The sequence below is a fragment of the Rhodanobacter thiooxydans genome, from assembly GCF_030291135.1.
GTDB classification, from domain to species: domain Bacteria; phylum Pseudomonadota; class Gammaproteobacteria; order Xanthomonadales; family Rhodanobacteraceae; genus Rhodanobacter; species Rhodanobacter thiooxydans_A.
In genome coordinates, this window is the sequence record NZ_CP127409.1 from 1 (window position 1) to 17,104 (window position 17,104).

The 17,104-nt window shown below is 66.9% G+C and carries 13 protein-coding genes; 10 read left to right on the forward strand and 3 right to left on the reverse strand.

Going from position 1 to position 17,104, the window contains the following annotated elements:
• The 9 genes from dnaA to QQA13_RS00045 all read left to right on the forward strand — a co-directional run bounded on the left by dnaA (nt 1) and on the right by QQA13_RS00045 (nt 10,477).
• Nucleotides 1-1,323: a chromosomal replication initiator protein DnaA gene (gene dnaA, locus QQA13_RS00005; protein ID WP_108471243.1), complete on the forward strand. Its 1,323-nt coding sequence runs from the start codon at nt 1-3 to the stop codon at nt 1,321-1,323.
• A gap of 244 nt (nt 1,324-1,567) precedes the next feature.
• Nucleotides 1,568-2,668 (forward strand): DNA polymerase III subunit beta, encoded by a 1,101-nt coding sequence (dnaN, locus tag QQA13_RS00010; protein ID WP_108471242.1) that lies wholly within the window; start codon nt 1,568-1,570, stop codon nt 2,666-2,668.
• 117 nt (nt 2,669-2,785) lie between these two features.
• Nucleotides 2,786-3,844, forward strand: a complete 1,059-nt coding sequence (gene recF / locus QQA13_RS00015) for a DNA replication/repair protein RecF (RefSeq protein WP_286042310.1) — start codon at nt 2,786-2,788, stop codon at nt 3,842-3,844.
• 95 nt (nt 3,845-3,939) lie between these two features.
• Nucleotides 3,940-6,372 carry a DNA topoisomerase (ATP-hydrolyzing) subunit B gene (gyrB, locus tag QQA13_RS00020; protein ID WP_108471240.1) on the forward strand — a complete coding sequence of 811 codons (2,433 nt, stop codon included), beginning with the start codon at nt 3,940-3,942 and terminating at the stop codon, nt 6,370-6,372.
• A gap of 287 nt (nt 6,373-6,659) precedes the next feature.
• Nucleotides 6,660-7,925, forward strand: a complete 1,266-nt coding sequence (locus QQA13_RS00025; RefSeq protein WP_108471239.1) for a tetratricopeptide repeat protein — start codon at nt 6,660-6,662, stop codon at nt 7,923-7,925.
• Nucleotides 7,926-8,141: 216 nt separating this feature from the next.
• On the forward strand, nt 8,142-8,801 hold the full coding sequence (locus QQA13_RS00030) for an energy transducer TonB (protein ID WP_108471238.1): 660 nt from the start codon (nt 8,142-8,144) through the stop codon (nt 8,799-8,801).
• A gap of 98 nt (nt 8,802-8,899) precedes the next feature.
• Entirely contained in the window at nt 8,900-9,631 is a 732-nt protein-coding gene (locus QQA13_RS00035; RefSeq protein ID WP_108471237.1) for a MotA/TolQ/ExbB proton channel family protein, read from the forward strand.
• 11 nt (nt 9,632-9,642) lie between these two features.
• Nucleotides 9,643-10,065: an ExbD/TolR family protein gene (locus QQA13_RS00040; RefSeq protein WP_108471236.1), complete on the forward strand. Its 423-nt coding sequence runs from the start codon at nt 9,643-9,645 to the stop codon at nt 10,063-10,065.
• Nucleotides 10,066-10,072: 7 nt separating this feature from the next.
• Nucleotides 10,073-10,477, forward strand: coding sequence for an ExbD/TolR family protein (locus QQA13_RS00045; RefSeq protein WP_108471235.1), 405 nt, complete (start codon nt 10,073-10,075; stop codon nt 10,475-10,477).
• A gap of 100 nt (nt 10,478-10,577) precedes the next feature.
• Here the strand turns inward: QQA13_RS00045 and QQA13_RS00050 are convergent, their stop codons facing one another.
• Complete coding sequence (locus QQA13_RS00050; protein WP_108471234.1) at nt 10,578-11,321, reverse strand: pyridoxine 5'-phosphate synthase; 744 nt, start codon at nt 11,319-11,321, stop codon at nt 10,578-10,580.
• A gap of 91 nt (nt 11,322-11,412) precedes the next feature.
• On the reverse strand, nt 11,413-12,057 hold the full coding sequence (locus QQA13_RS00055; protein WP_108471233.1) for a 4'-phosphopantetheinyl transferase family protein: 645 nt from the start codon (nt 12,055-12,057) through the stop codon (nt 11,413-11,415).
• Nucleotides 12,058-12,137: 80 nt separating this feature from the next.
• On the opposite strand from QQA13_RS00055, the gene QQA13_RS00060 reads away from it, so the two are divergent.
• Nucleotides 12,138-15,617 carry a hybrid sensor histidine kinase/response regulator gene (locus QQA13_RS00060; RefSeq protein ID WP_199909818.1) on the forward strand — a complete coding sequence of 1,160 codons (3,480 nt, stop codon included), beginning with the start codon at nt 12,138-12,140 and terminating at the stop codon, nt 15,615-15,617.
• A gap of 7 nt (nt 15,618-15,624) precedes the next feature.
• Here the strand turns inward: QQA13_RS00060 and QQA13_RS00065 are convergent, their stop codons facing one another.
• On the reverse strand, nt 15,625-17,088 hold the full coding sequence (locus QQA13_RS00065) for a glutamate synthase subunit beta (protein ID WP_108471232.1): 1,464 nt from the start codon (nt 17,086-17,088) through the stop codon (nt 15,625-15,627).
• Nucleotides 17,089-17,104: the final 16 nt, after the last annotated feature.

Consider the following 17,104-nt stretch of genomic DNA (forward strand, 5'->3'; position numbering starts at 1 on the left):
ATGAGTGATCTGTGGCGGCGCTGCCTTGAGCGCCTCGAAGGCGAGCTGAGCGCCGAAGACCTGCATACCTGGCTGATGCCGCTGCAGTCGCGCGAAGATGCCAACGGCCTGCAGCTGTTCGCACCGAACTCCTACACCCTGGACACCGTGCGCGGGCGCTACCTGGAACAGATCGAAGCCGTGCTGCTGCAGCTTGGCGGCAAGCCCTGCCCGGTGCGACTGGAGGTCGGCTCCAGCGCGGCCCGGCCGGCACCGCCCGCCAGGACGACGCTGGCTCCCCGGGCCGCACCGGCGCCCGCCTTCAGCCACAACCTGGACCCGCACTACACCTTCGAGACCTTCGTCGAGGGCAAGTCGAACCAGCTCGGCAAGGCCGCCGCGATGCAGGTGGCGACCAACCCCGGCCGCGCCTACAACCCGCTGCTGCTGTACGGCGGCACCGGCCTGGGCAAGACCCACCTGATGCACGCCGCCGGCAACCTGATGCGCGAGCGCAACCCGGACTGCAAGGTGCTGTACCTGCGTTCGGAGCAGTTCGTCGGCTCGATGATCGAGGCGCTGCGCGCCAAGAGCATGGACCAGTTCAAGCAGCGCTTCCGCTCGGTCGATGCGCTCTTGATCGACGACATCCAGTTCTTCGCCGGCAAGGACACCACGCAGGAGGAGTTCTTCCACACCTTCAACGCGCTGTTCGAATCCAAGCAGCAGATCATCCTTACCTGCGACCGCTACCCGAAGGAAGTGGACAAGCTGGAGCCGCGGCTGAAGTCGCGTCTGGGCTGGGGCCTCAGCGTGGCGATCGAGCCGCCGGACTTCGAGACACGCGCGGCGATTCTGCTGTCCAAGGCGCACGACAAGGGCGTGGCGGTGGACGAGCACGTGGCGATGCTGCTGGCCAAGCGCATCCGCTCCAACGTGCGCGACCTCGAGGGCGCGCTGAACACGCTGGCGGCGCGGGCGAACTTCTACGGCAAGCCGATCACCACCGAGTTTGCGGAGGAAACCCTGCGCGACCTGCTGGCCACGCACGCGCAGGCGGTCACCATCGCCAACATCCAGAAAATCACCGCCGAATACTTCAACGTGCGCCTGCAGGATCTGCTGTCCAAGCGGCGCGTGCGTTCGCTGGCGCGGCCGCGGCAGATCGCGATGACCCTGTCCAAGGAACTCACCGAGCACAGCCTGCCGGAGATCGGCGAGGCGTTCGGCGGGCGCGACCACACCACGGTGATGCACGCCTGCAAGACGATCCGCAAGTTCATCGAGACCGACGCGCGCATGCGCCAGGACTGGGAGCAACTGATCCGCACGCTCACCGGTTGAGCCATGATCGGCAAAGATTATGGATAAGCGGTGGCCCAAGCTGTGGATAATGGGTGGAAGGTTTCGCCCCTGAAGTTATCCCCAAACCGTCCACCGGCAGGCAGCCCGTTCAAGCACAACCAAGAAACGTCATAAAATATTGATTTTGAACAAGAAAACAGGGTAGAAAAGTTACCCACCGGTACAACAACAACCACTAAACTTCTTTTAAAGACAGAACAGCAGGTAGAGGGGAAGCACAGCCATGCAATTCAGCATCCAACGAGAAGCTCTGCTCAAACCGCTGCAGCAGGTGGTGGGTGTGGTTGAACGCCGCCAGACGCTGCCCGTACTGGCCAACCTGCTGGTCAAGGTCGGCGACGGGAAGCTGTCGCTGACCGGAACCGACCTCGAAGTGGAGATGGTGGCCACCGCCGAGGCAGAGAAACTGGCCGATGGCGAGATCACCATTCCCGCCCGCAAGCTGTTCGACATCGTGCGGGCGCTGCCTGACGGCGCGCGGATCGAGCTCAAGCTCAACGGCGACCGCGTGGCGCTGAACGCCGGGCGCAGCCGTTTCACGCTGACCACCCTGCCGGCCAGCGAATTTCCCACCGTCGACGAAATCGAGCTGGTGGAAAAAGTCAGCCTGCCGGAAGAGGCCTTGCGCGACCTGATGGAACGCACCGCGTTCGCAATGGCCAACCAGGACGTGCGCTACTACTTGAACGGCATGCTGCTGGACCTGCAGGAGCACACCCTGCGCTGCGTGGCCACCGACGGGCATCGCCTGGCAATGAAGGAAACCGGCTTGCAGAGCTCGGTCAGCACGCGCCGGCAGATCATCATTCCGCGCAAGGGCGTCAACGAGCTGATTGGCCTGCTGGAAACCGGCGATGGCCAGGTCGAGCTGGAGTTTGGCCGCAATCACCTGCGCGTGCGCCGCGGCGACGTGGTGTTCACCTCCAAGCTGATCGACGGCCGCTTCCCGGACTACGAAGCGGTGATTCCGCTGGGCGCGGACAAGACTGCCACGCTGGACCGCGAAGTGCTGCGCGGCGCGCTGCAGCGCGCGGCGATCCTGTCGAACGAGAAGTACCGCGGCGTGCGGCTGGAACTGTCGCCGGGCAAGTTGCGCATCGTGGCGCACAACCCGGAGCAGGAGGAGGCGGTCGAGGAGGTCGAGGCTGACACCCATGTGTCCGACCTGGCGGTCGGCTTCAACGTGGGCTATCTGCTCGATGCGCTGGCCGCCCTGCGCGGCGACAAGGCACGCTTGAGCCTGCGCGATGCGCAGTCCAGCTGCCTGGTGCAGGAACACGACAACGAGCACGCCCGTCACGTGATCATGCCGCTGCGGCTCTGACAGGCAACGCATGGCCCTCGCTACGCGCGGCAGGCACAGGCAACGCCGGGGTTCCCGCCAGGGACTCCGGCGTTGCTGTTTAGGGGTGTTTTCCGGATGAGGCTGGAACAACTCCGCGTGCGCGGACTGCGCTGCCTCACCGACGTCAGCGTGGCGCTGGACCCGGCGATCAACGTTTTCGTGGGGGCGAACGGCGCCGGCAAGACCAGCATGCTGGAAGCGGCCTTTCTGTTGTCGCATGCCCGTTCCTTTCGCAGCGGTGCCAAGGAAGCGCTGTTGCAGCGGGGTGCCGCGCAGCTGTCGGTCTTTGCCGAGTTGTGCCTCGCCGATCAACGGATCGCCCGGCTTGGCCTGGGCCGGGACGGGACGCGCTGGGAGGCGAAGCTGGACACGGTGAATGTGGCGCTCGGGCAACTGGTGGGCGAATGCGCGGTGGTCTGTTTCGAGCCAGGGTCGCATGCGTTGATCGCGGGTGCCGCCGAGGAGCGCCGTCGCTATCTGGACTGGGGTGTGTTCCACGTGGAACACGAATTCCTGGCCGGTTGGCGCCGCTACCAGCGGGCGTTGAAACAGCGCAACAGCCTGTTGCGTGCCGCCACGACGCCCACGGATGCGCTGCTCGCGCCATGGGAGGCGGAACTGGCGCAGTCGGCCCATCAGATCGACCTGCAACGGCGCGCCTACCTGGACCGGTTGCGCCCGAAACTGCTGGACAGCGTCGCCCGTTTGCTGCCTGAACTGGGCGCCCTCGACCTGCGTTATCGCCGCGGGTGGTCGGATGAGCTGGACCTGGCCCAGCAGTTGCGCGACCACCGGGGCAGGGATCTGGCCCGAGGGCATACCACGCTGGGGGTGCATCGGGCGGACTGGTCGATCACGTTCGAACAGGCACCGTTGCGCGAGCATCTGTCCCGTGGTCAGGAAAAGCTCACCGCGCTAGCCTGCATGCTGGCCCAGGCCGAGTTGTACGCCGAACACCGGGGGGAGTGGCCGATCGTCTGCCTGGACGACCTCGCCTCGGAGCTGGATCAGGCCCATCAGGCGGCGGTGGTGTCGCTGTTGGCGGCGGCCCACGCCCAGGTCCTGCTGACCGGAACCGAATTGCCAGTCGCGCTGCAGGGTCTGCCGGCGCGCGTGTTCCACGTGGAACAAGGCGAGCTGGCGCGCCTGCTATAATCGAAGGGTTGCATCTCCCCGAGATCGCATAACCCTGTCCGGCCATTCACGGCGCCGTGTCGGGCGGGTCGCTGGCGCCAGGAAACGGTCAACGCATGAACGAATCCATCAACGAATCGCACTACGACTCAAGCAACATCAAGGTCCTGAAGGGCCTGGAAGCGGTGCGCAAGCGCCCGGGCATGTACATCGGCGATACCGATGACGGCACCGGCCTGCACCACATGGTGTTCGAGGTCGTCGACAACGCGATCGACGAGGCGCTGGCCGGTTATTGCGACAGGGTCGTGGTCACCATCCTCGACGACGGCTCGGTCAGCGTCAGCGACAATGGTCGCGGCATTCCGGTCGACATCCATCCGGAAGAAGGCCGTTCCACCGCCGAGGTGGTGATGACGGTGCTGCACGCCGGCGGCAAGTTCGACGCGAATTCGTACAAGGTCTCTGGCGGCCTGCACGGCGTGGGCGTGTCGGTGGTGAATGCCTTGAGCGAGCACCTGTGGCTGACCATCCGCCGCGACGGCCATGAATACCTGCAGGAATACGCACACGGCGAGCCGTTGTATCCGTTGAAGGAAGTCGGCCCGTCGGACAAGCGCGGCACCCTGGTGCGCTTCCTGCCCAGCCCGGCCACGTTCACCCACAACATCGACTTCCACTACGAGATCCTGGCCAAGCGCCTGCGCGAGCTGGCCTTCCTCAATTCCGGCGTCACCATTGAGCTGAAGGACGAGCGCGGCGAGGGGCGGCAGGACACGTTTGCCTACGAAGGCGGCATCCGCTCGTTCGTGCAGCACCTGGCCGTGCTGAAAACCGCACTGCACCCGAACGTGATCAGCCTGGTTGCGGAGCAGGACGGCATCACGGTGGAAGTGGCGATGCAGTGGACCGACTCCTACCAGGAGACGATGTTCTGCTTTACCAACAACATTCCGCAGCGCGACGGCGGTACCCACCTCACCGGTTTCCGTGCCGCGCTGACCCGCTCGCTGCAGAACTACATCGAGAAGGAAGGGCTGGCCAAGAACGCCAAGGTCGCCCTGTCCGGCGACGACATGCGCGAAGGCATGATCGCGGTGCTGTCGGTGAAGGTGCCCGACCCGAAGTTCTCCTCGCAGACCAAGGACAAGCTGGTGTCCTCCGAGGTGAAGACCGCGGTGGAGCAGGCGGTCAACGAGAAGCTGGGCGAGTTCCTGCTGGAACACCCGAGCGAAGCCAGGGCGATCGCCTCCAAGGTGGTCGACGCCGCGCGCGCCCGTGAGGCTGCCCGCAAGGCGCGCGAGATGACCCGGCGCAAGGGTGCGCTGGACATCGCCGGCCTGCCCGGCAAGCTGGCCGACTGCCAGGAGAAGGACCCGGCGCTGTGCGAGCTGTTCCTGGTCGAGGGCGATTCCGCCGGCGGCTCGGCCAAGCAGGGCCGCAACCGCAAGACCCAGGCCGTGCTGCCACTGAAGGGCAAGATCCTCAACGTGGAGAAGGCACGCTTCGACCGCATGCTGGCCTCAGCCGAGGTCGGCACGCTGATCACCGCGCTGGGCACCGGCATCGGCAAGGAGGAGTACAACCCGGACAAGCTGCGCTACCACCGCATCATCCTGATGACCGATGCGGACGTCGACGGCTCACATATCCGCACCCTGCTGCTGACCTTCTTCTACCGGCAGATGCCGGAGCTGATCGAGCGCGGCCACATCTACATCGGCCTGCCGCCGCTGTACAAGGTGAAGCAGGGCAAGCAGGAGCTGTACATCAAGGACGACACCGCGCTGAACGACTACCTGATCTCCAGCGCGGTCGACAACGCCGCACTCACCTACAACCCGGACGCGCCGCCGATCACCGGCGAGGCGCTGGAGAAGCTGCTGCGCGGCTACCAGCATGCGCTGGACCAGATCGCCAAGCTGGCCCACCGCTTCGATGCCGCCGTGCTGAACGCCCTGCTCGAACACCCGCCGATGGCGCCAGCGCTGTGGTCCGACCCGGTCGCGATGCAGGCCTGGCTGGACGGTGCCACCCGGCGCCTGGCCGCCAGCGGCCTGGGCAAGCCGCATTACCGCATGTCGCTGCGCCCAGCCCATGGCGAGCAGCCGGCGGCGATCGAGGTGGTGAAGGAACAGCACGGGCTCAGCCATACCTGGCTGTTGCCGCAGCCGTTCTTCGGCAGCGCCGAGTTCCGCCCGCTGCTGGCGATCAGCCAGCAGATCGCCGGCATGATCCAGCCCGACGCCGTGGTGCGTCGCGGCAACGCCTCGCGCGGCGTGCTCAGCTTCCTCGATGCGCGCAACTGGCTGCTGGACGAGGCGAAGAAGGGCCGCAGCATCCAGCGCTTCAAGGGCCTCGGTGAAATGAATCCGGAGCAGCTGTGGGGCACCACGGTGAATCCGGAGACCCGGCGCATGCTGCAGGTCGGCATCGAGGACGCGATTGCCGCGGACCAGATGTTCTCGATGCTGATGGGCGAGGCGGTCGAGCCGCGCCGTGACTTCATCGAGGCGAACGCGCTGAAGGTCGCCAACCTGGACATCTGATCCGCTCTCGCCGGTCCGAAGCCCCGCCGCCGCCGGCGTGGGACCGGCGAACTCGGCGAACTCGGCGGGACCCGAGGAACGGGTGCCCGCGTGGCGACCGGTGGAAGGCAAATAATTGCCCCTTGGTCAGGGAAGGTTGTCCAAGTAATTGATTTTTAACAACCTTTGATGCGGCGCTGCAACTTGTTATCCCGTGCCGGGTCAGGTTACGCTTTGCAATCCCCCGCGTCGTTACGACACGCCCTGACATTATGAGGATCACCATGAAGCATGCCCGAGGGTTAACCATGCTGGCCGGCATTGCGCTGTTGCTGGGCGTGGCCAGCAGCCCGGCGCTGGCGCGCAAGAGCGACGACGCCAAAACCAAGAAGGAAGTGCTCTACCCGAACGCGACCCGCGCCGAGCCGAAGCTCGACCTGACCAGCGAGAAGGACCAGAAGAACCTCAACGAAGGCCTGGACGCGGTCAATGCCGGCGACAAGGCCAAGGCCGAACCGCTGCTGCAGTCGATCATCGACGGCAGCAAGAGCAAGTATGCCCAGGCGCTGGCCCTGCAGGGCCTGGCCAGCCTCCACTACAACGACGGCGACACCAAGGGCGCGATCAGCTCGCTGCAGCGCTCGCTGGCGCTCGGTGTGATGCCGAATGACACCTACTTCCAGCTGATGTACATGCTGGCGCAGTTCCAGCTGGCCGACGAGCAGTATCAGCCCGCGCTGGACACAATCGCCAAGTGGCGCGCCGAGGGCAAGAAGGAAACCGCCGATTCGTACGCGCTCGAAGGCAACGCCGACTACCGGTTGAGCAAGTATCCGGAAGCGATCGCCGCCATCAACAAGGCCAAGTCGCTGACCGACAAGCCGCAGCCGACCTGGGACCAGATCCTGATGGCCAGCTATTCCGAATCCGGCCAGGACGACAAGGCGGCCGCCCTGGCCACCAGCCAGCTCAATTCCAATCCGGGTGACCCGAACGCGCTCAACAACGCGGTTGCGGTGCTGATGCAGGCGCACAAGTACCCGGAAGCCATCCAGATGATGGAAAAGGCCCGTGCCGACGGCAAGCTCAGCAAGGACACGCAGTACGTGAACCTGGCCAAGCTGTACCTGATCACCGGCCAGGACAGTTCCGACCCGGCGCCGAACGCGACCAAGGCCCAGCAGGTGCTTGAGGAAGGCATGAGCAAGGGCGTGGTCAAGCCCGACGCGGAAACCTACGTGCTGCTGGGCCAGTCTGCCGAGATCGCGAACAACATCGACAAGGCGATCGGCTACTACAACAAGGCCCAGCCGATCGCCACCGATGGCGAGCCCGCACTGCGCGCCGGACGCCTGCTGCTGAGCGAGAACAAGTACAGCCAGGCCAAGGGCCTGGTCCAGCAGGCCCTCGACAAGGGCGTGAAGCACAAGGGTACGGCGTACATGCTGCTGGCCGAGTCCGAGCGTGGCTTGAAGAACAAGCCTGCGGCGATCGCCGCGATGAAGAAGGCCGCACAGGATCCGGAGACGGCGGCAAAGGCAAAGGACTGGCTGAAAAAGACCGGTGCTGACTGACCGGCCGAAGCACCTGGCAAGCCGCGGGGTGGATGGACGTCCATAGTCTGCCCCGCAGCGCTATACAAATGTCATGTGCTGTTGTACCGTTGAAACCTTTCCCTGCGTCTCCCCAGCGGCAAGTTCCCTCCGGGTCCGTCCAGGCATTCAGACGGTTCCGGGTCAAGCCCTGCGGCAACGTTCTCTTCTGATCGATCAGCTCCAGACTAGTGACAGATGGCCTCAAGTAACGAAGAAATCGGGCGCGAGCCGTTTAGTTGGAAACGCACCTGGGCATTGGCAGTTGCCATCGGGCTGCATGCGTTTGCCTTCCTGTTGATCGTGGCGCCGATGGCGCCGCCGAATCAGAACCACAAGGAAAAGGAACGCATCGTCCAGGTGAACTTCATCGAGCCGCCGCCGCCGCCGCCGCCGCCACCGCCGCCGCCGCCGGAGCCGCCGAAGCAGCCGCCGCCGAAGATCATTCAGCAGCTCAAGCCGCCACCGACGCCGCCGCCACCGACCCCGCCACCACCGGTGGAAGAGGTTTCGGCGAACGCGACCCCGGCACCGCCGCCGGCACCGCCAGCTCCGCCGGCACCGCCATCGGATATCACGGCCAGTTCGGATCTCAGCTACAACAGCCAGATCAAGCCGAAGTATCCGCCGCAGGCGGTTCGCCAGCGGCATGAAGGCACGGTGGTGCTGATGATCCTGGTGGGCGTGGATGGTTCGCCGAAGGACATCAAGATCGACCGGTCCAGCGGTTACCACGAACTCGATCGTGCTGCCATGGATGCCGCACGTCGTTGGCGCTTCAATCCAACGATTCGAAATGGACAAAAAGTTGAAGGCTACGCACGCGTTCCGGTCAACTTCAATCTCAACCAGCTGTAACCGGGTCCGCCCGGTTTACAGTTACAGTTCACGCTTGACTTCCCTAGGGTAGCGTTATGTTCCTACAGACTCCTGCAACGACCGATGCCGCACAGGCCATGGGTGGCAATACCAACGCCGAAGCCATGAAACAGATGGGCTTCGACAACCTGATCCAGAACTTCGACTGGCTCGGCTGGGTGGTCTTCGTGACCCTGGTCGTGATGTCGTTCCTGTCGTGGTACTTCATCATCGCCAACGGCATCCGCAATGCGACGGTGAAGGCTCGCGCCGACAAGGTCATCAACGGCTTCTGGGGCAACGGCTCCACCCAGGACGCGATCCGCGAACTGGAAGCCCAGCCGCGCAGCGAGCCGTTCTCCAAGATCGCGCTCGATGCCGCCTCGGCGGTCGCCCATCACCAGCAGGCCACGGCAGCGGCAGGCACCACCGGCCGTCTGGCCGAGTCGCTCAGCCGTTCGGAGTTCATCGACCGCGCCCTGCGTCAGGCCGTGGCTCGCGAGAGCATGCGCCTGGAAGGCGGCATGACCCTGCTCGCCACGGTCGGTTCCGCCGCGCCGTTCGTCGGTCTGCTCGGTACGGTGTGGGGCATCTACCACGCCCTGATCCGCATCGCGGCTTCCGGCAATGCGTCGATGAACGCGGTGGCCGGCCCGGTCGGCGAGGCGCTGATCATGACGGCGTTCGGTCTGTTCGCCGCCATCCCGGCTCTGTTCGCCTACAACTTCTTCAGCCGCTCGAACCGCGTGGTGTACGCCCGCTTCGATGAATTCGCCCACGACCTGCACGATTTCTTCGCCACTGGTTCGCGCGTCGACAGCTCGAAGTGAGGAATTGACCCATGTCGATGAGCGTAGGAGGCAATTCCGGCGGCCCGATGTCGGAAATCAACGTCACGCCGCTGGTCGACGTGATGTTGGTACTGCTGATCATCTTCATGATCACGGCGCCCCTGATGTCGCACTCCATCACGATCGACCTGCCGATCGCGAATCCGAAGACCAAGGAACCGGAGTTGGTGGTTCCGCCGCTGGATCTGGCGGTCAAGCAGGATGGCAGCATGTACTTCAATGACCATCTGGTCAGCGAGGCCGAGTTGCGGGCGCAGTTTGCGGTGAATGCGCAGAAGTCGCCCCAGCCGGAGCTGCAGATCCGTGCGGACAAGAACACCGAGTTCAAGGTCGTGAAGAAGATCATCGGCGACGCCAAGGATTCGGGCATGGTGCATGTCGGCTTCATGACCACTGACGCGCCGAAGGGGTGATCTGAAGATGTCATTCTCTACCAACACGACCGGTCCGATGTCGGAGATCAACGTCACGCCGCTGGTCGACGTGATGTTGGTGCTGTTGATCATCTTCATGATCACGGCACCGGTGCTGGCCCACAAGATCCAGGTGGACCTGCCTCAGCCGAACCCGAACCCCACGCCGCCGACCAACCCGCTGGATCCGATCCATCTGAAGATCGACCAGGCCGGTGCGCTGTACTGGAACGACACGCCGGTCGACGAGCTGGGCCTGAAGGCGCAGCTCGCGGTGATCGCCCAGCAGAGCAACCAGCCGGAAATCCAGATCGCTGCGGATGATGCGGTGGCCTACCAGTACGTGGCACGGGTGCTGGCGGACGCGAAGAGCTACAACCTGGTCAAGATCGGTTTCACCGAGAACTTCTGACCGGACGCTGCCGCGGCAGCACGCAACAAAAGAAAACCCCCGCCTTGCGCGGGGGTTTTCTTTGGTGCGCTCGGTGATCGGCGCCGTCGCGGCGCCCTGTTCAGCGCAGGATCTGCAGGTAGTTGCGCACGGTGCAGGCCAGCCCCTCGTACAGCGCCTCGCCGATCAGCGCGTGGCCGATCGACACCTCGGCCAAACCGGGGATCGCGGCCTTGAACGTGCCCAGGTTGGCCTGGCTGAGGTCGTGCCCCGCGTTCACCGCCAGCCCGGCCTGCTGCGCGCGGCGCGCGGTGTCGGCGCATGCCGACAGGGCGGCGGCGGGCTGGCCGTCGGCGAAGGCCTCGGCGTAGGGGCCGGTATAGATCTCGATGCGCTGCACGCCGATTGCCGCGGCCAGCTCGAAATCCTGGCTGCCGGCATCGACGAACAGGCTGACCCGGCAACCGAGGTCGCACAGCTCGCCGACCAGCGGGCGCAGCTGCGCGATGTCGCGGCGCAGGTCGAAGCCGTGGTCGGAGGTGATCTGGCCATCGCTGTCCGGCACCAGGGTCACCTGGGTCGGGCGCACTTCGCGGGCCAGCGCGAGCAGGCCCGGGTACTCGCCGCGGGCGCCGGCAAACGGGTTGCCTTCGATGTTGTACTCGACCCGTCCGCGCAGCATCGCGGCCAGCGCGCGCACGTCGTGCGGCCGCACGTGGCGCTGGTCAGGGCGCGGGTGCACGGTGATGCCGCCGCAACCGGCTTCGATGCAGGTCTGCGCGGCGCGGCAGATGTCCGGTTCATCACCGCCGCGCGAATTGCGCAGCACGGCGATCTTGTTGAGGTTGACGCTGAGCAGGGTCATGGTGGGCGGACGATCCTGGGCGGTGGGGCGAGCGGCACGACGGTCGGCCGGCGCATGGGTGGGTCGAGATGGACCGGAAACAGTGCGCCGATCAGACGCCACTGGCAAGCGTGGCGAGGCGGATCCGGCGCTCGCCGCCGCGCCAGGCGAGCGCCGCCACCAGGCCGTGGTCGAGGTCCAGCCGTTGCAGTTGCCAGGCGCTGGCGTCGTCGCCGGCCAGCCGCCGCAACTGCAGCTGTCCGGCGACGCTGGCGATGCTGAGCCGGTCCAGGCCGAACGCGAGGCCGCGGCCCAGTGCTTTCACCACCGCTTCCTTGGCGGTCCACAACTCGAGGAAGGCGGCGCTGCGTTCGGCCTCGGGCAGCGCCGCGAGCAGCGCTGCCTCCTCGTTGCTGAAATAGCGCTCGGCGATCTCCAGCGCCCGCGCCCGCGGGCGCTGGCATTCAAGGTCGATCCCCGGCACGACGTGCCGGCCGAGCGCGATCAGGGCATGTCCGCCGCTGTGCGACCAGTTGAAACCAAGCGAGGGATCCAGCCCGGTGGCAAGCGCCGGGCGGCCGTACTCGCCCTCCGCCAGCACGACCTGCTCTGCTGCGATGCCGAGGTAGGCGGCCAGCACCGCGTGCAGCGGCGCTCGCCCGGCCGACGGTCGATAGTCCAGACGCCACACATGAATCTCGTCATCGCGCAGGTGCTCTGCTACGTTGGCAAGCGTCGAGGCGGGCGCGGCGATCATCCGTGCATGGTGCCGCCGGCACCGTCATGGCACAAGCACAGGCATCCTGCCTGTCGATCGTCTGGCCGGGAGAACGGGACTTGATTCAAGGCTGGCTGCTGCTGCTGGTGTCGCTGCTGTACGTCGGGCTGCTGTTCGTGGTGGCCTACGCGGGCGATCGCCGGCCGCTGTACCCGCGCCAGCCGCGCCTGCGCCCGATCGTCTACAGCCTGGCGTTGGCGGTGTACTGCTCGTCGTGGACGTTTTACGGCGCGGTCGGCACGGCGGCGCGCGACGGCCTGGCCTACCTGCCGATCTACCTCGGCCCGATCCTGCTGTTCGTGTTCGGCTTCGGCCTGCTGCGCCGGCTGGTGCAGACGGTGAGGCAGCGCAACATCACCTCGATCGCCGACTTCATCGGCGCGCGCTTCGGCAAGTCGCACGGGTTGGCGGCGCTGGTGGCGGTGATCGCGGTGATCGCGGTGGTGCCGTACATCGCGCTGCAGTTCAAGGCGGTGGCGATGTCGTTCGGCGTGCTCGGCGGCGTCCGGCACGGCGTGGTGACGGCCGGCGGCATCGACAGCGCGATGTGGTGCGCGGTGCTGCTGGCGGTGTTCGCGATCCTGTTCGGCACGCGCAGCATCGACGCCACCGAGCACCACCACGGCATGATGCTGGCGATCGCGCTGGAGTCGCTGATCAAGCTGCTGGCGTTCGTGGTGCTGGCCGGCTACGCGCTGTGGCAGGGGCCGGGGCTGGCCAGCACGGTGCAGTTGCCGGTCACCCAGTTGAGCCACGGCCTGTCGCCCGGCTTCCTGGCGCAGACCATGCTGGCGTTCTGCGCCATGTTCTGCCTGCCGCGGCAGTTCCAGATCGGCATGGTCGAGTGCGAGGACGCCGGCGACCTCACCCGTGCGCGCTGGATGGTGCCGCTGTACCTGGTCGTCGTCAGCGTGGCGGTGTTGCCGATCGTGGCGGCCGGCGCGCACATGCCGCTGGTGCGCGACGGCACCGCCGACGCCTGGGTGCTGACCCTGCCGCTGGCGTACGGCGACCGTGGCATGGCGCTGCTGGCCTTCATCGGCGGTTTCTCGGCGGCAACCGGCATGGTGATCGTGGCTTCGGTGGCGCTGTCGACGATGATCAGCAACGACCTGGTGATGCCGGCGCTGCTGCGCATCCGCCGACTGCGGCTGGAGCAACGCAGCGACCTGTCGCAGCTGGTGCTGGGCGTGCGCCGGGTGGCGATCATCCTGCTGGCGGCGATGGCCTACGCCTACTATCGGGTCGCCGCGAACGCGGAGAACCTGGCGGCCACCGGACTGCTCGCGTTCGCCGCGGTGGCGCAGTTCGCGCCCGCGCTGATCGCCGCGCTGTACTGGCGCGGCGCCAGTCGCCGCGGCGTGATGGTGGGCCTGGCCGGTGGCTTCCTGGTGTGGCTGTACACCTTGTTGCTGCCGGCGCTGATCCGTTCCGACCAGTGGCTGCAGCATGGTCCGTTCGGCTGGGACTGGCTGCGCCCGCAGGCGCTGTTCCACCTCAGCGGCTGGGAGCCGGTGATGCACGGCACGTTCTGGTCGCTGCTGGTCAACGTGGGCTGCCTGGTGTTCGTTTCGCTGCGCCTGCGGCCCAGCCTGGAGGAACGCCTGCACGCAGCACTGTTCATGGACGCCGACCCGGCCCGCCGCAGCGGCAGCGGCGACTGGCGCGGCCGCGTGGTGGTGGCCGACCTGCGCACCATCGCCGAACGCATCGTGGGCGAGCGCAGCAGCGCGCGCGCGTTCGAGGAATACGGCCAGCGCCGCGGCAAGCCGCTGCTGCCTGGCGAGGCAGCCGACCGCGCCCTGATCCAGTACACCGAACGGCTGCTGGCCTCGGCGGTGGGCGCGGCGAACGCGCGGCGCATCCTGATCAGTGCACTGTCGGGCAGCGGCCTGGACGTGGCCGAGTCGATGGCGCTGCTGGACGAGGCCTCGCAGGAGCTGCGCTTCAACCGCGAGCTGCTCTCCACCACGCTGGAGAACGTCTCGCAGGGGATCAGCGTGGTCGACGCGCAGATGCGCCTGGTGGCGTGGAACCGGCGCTACCTGGAGCTGTTCGACTACCCCGACGGCATGGTGCACGTGGGTGTGCCGGTGGCCGAGCTGATCCGCTGGAACGCCGAGCTGGGCGAGTGCGGGCCCGGCGAGGTGGACGGCCACGTGGCCAAGCGCATCGACTACATGCGTGCCGGTTCGTCGCACCTGTTCCAGCGCGTGCGCCCGGACGGTACGGTGATCGAGATGCGCGGCCGCGCGCTGCCCGGCGGCGGCTACGTCACCACCTACACCGACGTCACCGCGTACAAGCACGCCGAGCAGGCGTTGATCGAGGTGAACGAGACGCTGGAGCAGCGCGTCGAGCAGCGCACTGCCGAACTGTCCGAGGCGCTGGCCGCCACCGCGCAGGCGCGCCGCGCGGCGGAGACCGCGAACATCTCCAAGACGCGCTTTCTCGCCGCGGCCAGCCACGACCTGCTGCAGCCGCTGAACGCGGCGCGCCTGTTCACCTCGGCGCTGCGCCAGCATCCCGGACTGGACACCGAAGCGAGCGGACTGGCCGAACGCATCGACGCCTCGTTCCGCGCGGCGGAGGACCTGCTCGACGCGCTGCTCGACGTCTCGCGGCTGGATGCCGGCAGCTACCACCCGGAAGTCGGCGCCTTCGCGCTGGCCGAGTTGTTCGATTCGTTGAAGGCGCAATTCGCGGTGGTCGCCGAACGTCGCGGGCTGCGCCTGCGCGTGGTGCCAACCTCGCTGGCGGTGCGCAGCGACCCGCAGCTGTTGCGCCGGATCCTGCAGAATTTCCTCTCCAACGCGCTGCGCTACACCAGCAAGGGCAGCGTGCTGCTGGGCGCGCGGCGGCACGGCGAGGAGGTGCGCATCGAGGTGTGGGACTCCGGCCCCGGCATCGCGGCGGAACAGCGCGCGCGCATCTTCGACGAATTCCAGCGGCTGGAGCAGCCCTCGCCGTGGGGCGAGAAAGGGCTGGGCCTGGGCCTGTCGATCTGCGACCGCCTGGCCGGCATCCTCGGCCACCGGCTCGACCTGCACTCGCGGGTCGAGCATGGCAGCTGCTTCGCGGTGACGGTGCCGCGCAACGAGGCGGTGCCGGTGCGGCGTCAGCGGGTGGAGCGCGCCGGTCCGGACAAGCAGCTGCCGCTGACCGTGTTGTGCCTGGACAACGACGCCAGCATCCTCGACGGCATGCGCGCCCTGCTCAGCCGCTGGGGCGTCGATTGCCGCACCGCGCTGGACGTGGCGCAGGCCCGCGTCGAACTGAGGCGCGGGCCGATCGACCTGGTGCTGGCCGACTACCACCTGGCCGATGGCGTCGACGGCCTGCAGGCGCTGCAGCAGCTGCGCGATGCGCTGGGCGAGCTGCCGCCGGTGGCAATGATCACGGCCGATGGCAGCAGCGAATTGAAGCAGCGTGCGCGTGCGCGCGGTTATCCAGTGCTGCACAAGCCGGTACGCCCGGCGGCGTTGCGCGCCCTGTTGACTGCGCTGGTGCGCCGGCAGGGCGAGGACCGGCCAGCCTGAGCCGCGATCAGCGCGGCAGGCTGGAATGGCCCATCAGGAACTCGTCCACCGCGCGCGCGCACTGGCGTCCTTCGCGGATCGCCCACACCACCAGCGACTGGCCGCGGCGCATGTCGCCGGCGGCGAACACCTTGTCCACGCTGGTGCGGTAGCCGCCGTCGGCGTCGACAGTAGTACGGGCGTTGCCGCGGGCATCCTTGGCCACGCCGAATGCGTCCAGCACGCCTTGTACCGGCGAGACGAAGCCCATCGCCAGCAGCACCAGGTCCGCCTGGATCTCGAACTCGCTGTCCGGGACTTCGCTCATCTTGCCGTCCTGCCACGCCAGCCGCACGCCGGTGAGGCTTTTCACGTGGCCCTTGCCGTCGTCGTTGAAGCGCTTGGTGGCGACCGACCAGTCGCGCCGGCAGCCTTCCTCGTGCGAGCTGGAGGTGCGCAGGCGGAGCGGCCAGTACGGCCACACCAGCGGCTTGTTTTCCTGCAATGGTGGCTGCGGCAGCAGCTCGAACTGGGTGATCGCCACGGCGCCGTGGCGGTTCGAGGTGCCCACGCAGTCGGAGCCGGTGTCGCCGCCGCCGATCACGACGACCTGCCTGCCGGTGGCGACGAGCTGGTTCTTCAGCTTGTCGCCGGCCACCACGCGGTTCTGTTGCGGCAGGAACTCCATCGCGAAATGCACGCCGCGCAACTCGCGGCCGGGCACCGGCAGGTCGCGCGGGGTTTCCGCGCCGCCGGTGAGCACCACCGCGTCGTATTCCTGCCGCAGCTGTTCGGGGGTGATCACGTGGGGGTTGCCGTGCTGCCCGGCATCCGCCGCGGCGCCGACGAACACGCCGGTGCGGAACAGCACGCCTTCACCGCGCATCTGCTGCAGGCGGCGGTCGATGTGGCCCTTGTCCAGCTTGAAGTCGGGGATGCCGTAGCGCAGCAGGCCGCCGAGGCGGTCGTTCTTCTCGAACACGGTCACCGCGTGGCCGGCCCGGGCCAGCTGCTGCGCGGCGGCCAGCCCGGCCGGGCCGGAACCGACCACGGCTACCTTCCAGCCGGTCTGGCGCGTGGCGGGCCGTGGCACCACCCAGCCTTCCTCCCACGCCTTGTCGATGATCTTGTGCTCGATCGACTTGATACCCACCGCGTCGTCGTTGATGTTCAGCGTGCACGCGGCCTCGCACGGGGCGGGGCAGATGCGGCCGGTGAACTCGGGGAAGTTGTTGGTCGAGTGCAGCACGTCGATCGCGCGCTTCCAGTCCTGCCGGTACACCAGGTCGTTGAAGTCGGGGATGATGTTGTTGACCGGGCAGCCCTGGTGACAGAACGGGATACCGCAATCCATGCAGCGCGCGGCCTGCTGCGCAGCCTGGTCGTCAGACAGGTGCGCGGTGAATTCGCGCCAGTGCTTCTTGCGCTGTGCGGGCGCCTCGCTGGTTTCCTGCAGGCGCGGGTATTCGAGAAAGCCGGTGATCTTGCCCATCTGTGTGGTTCCTCGT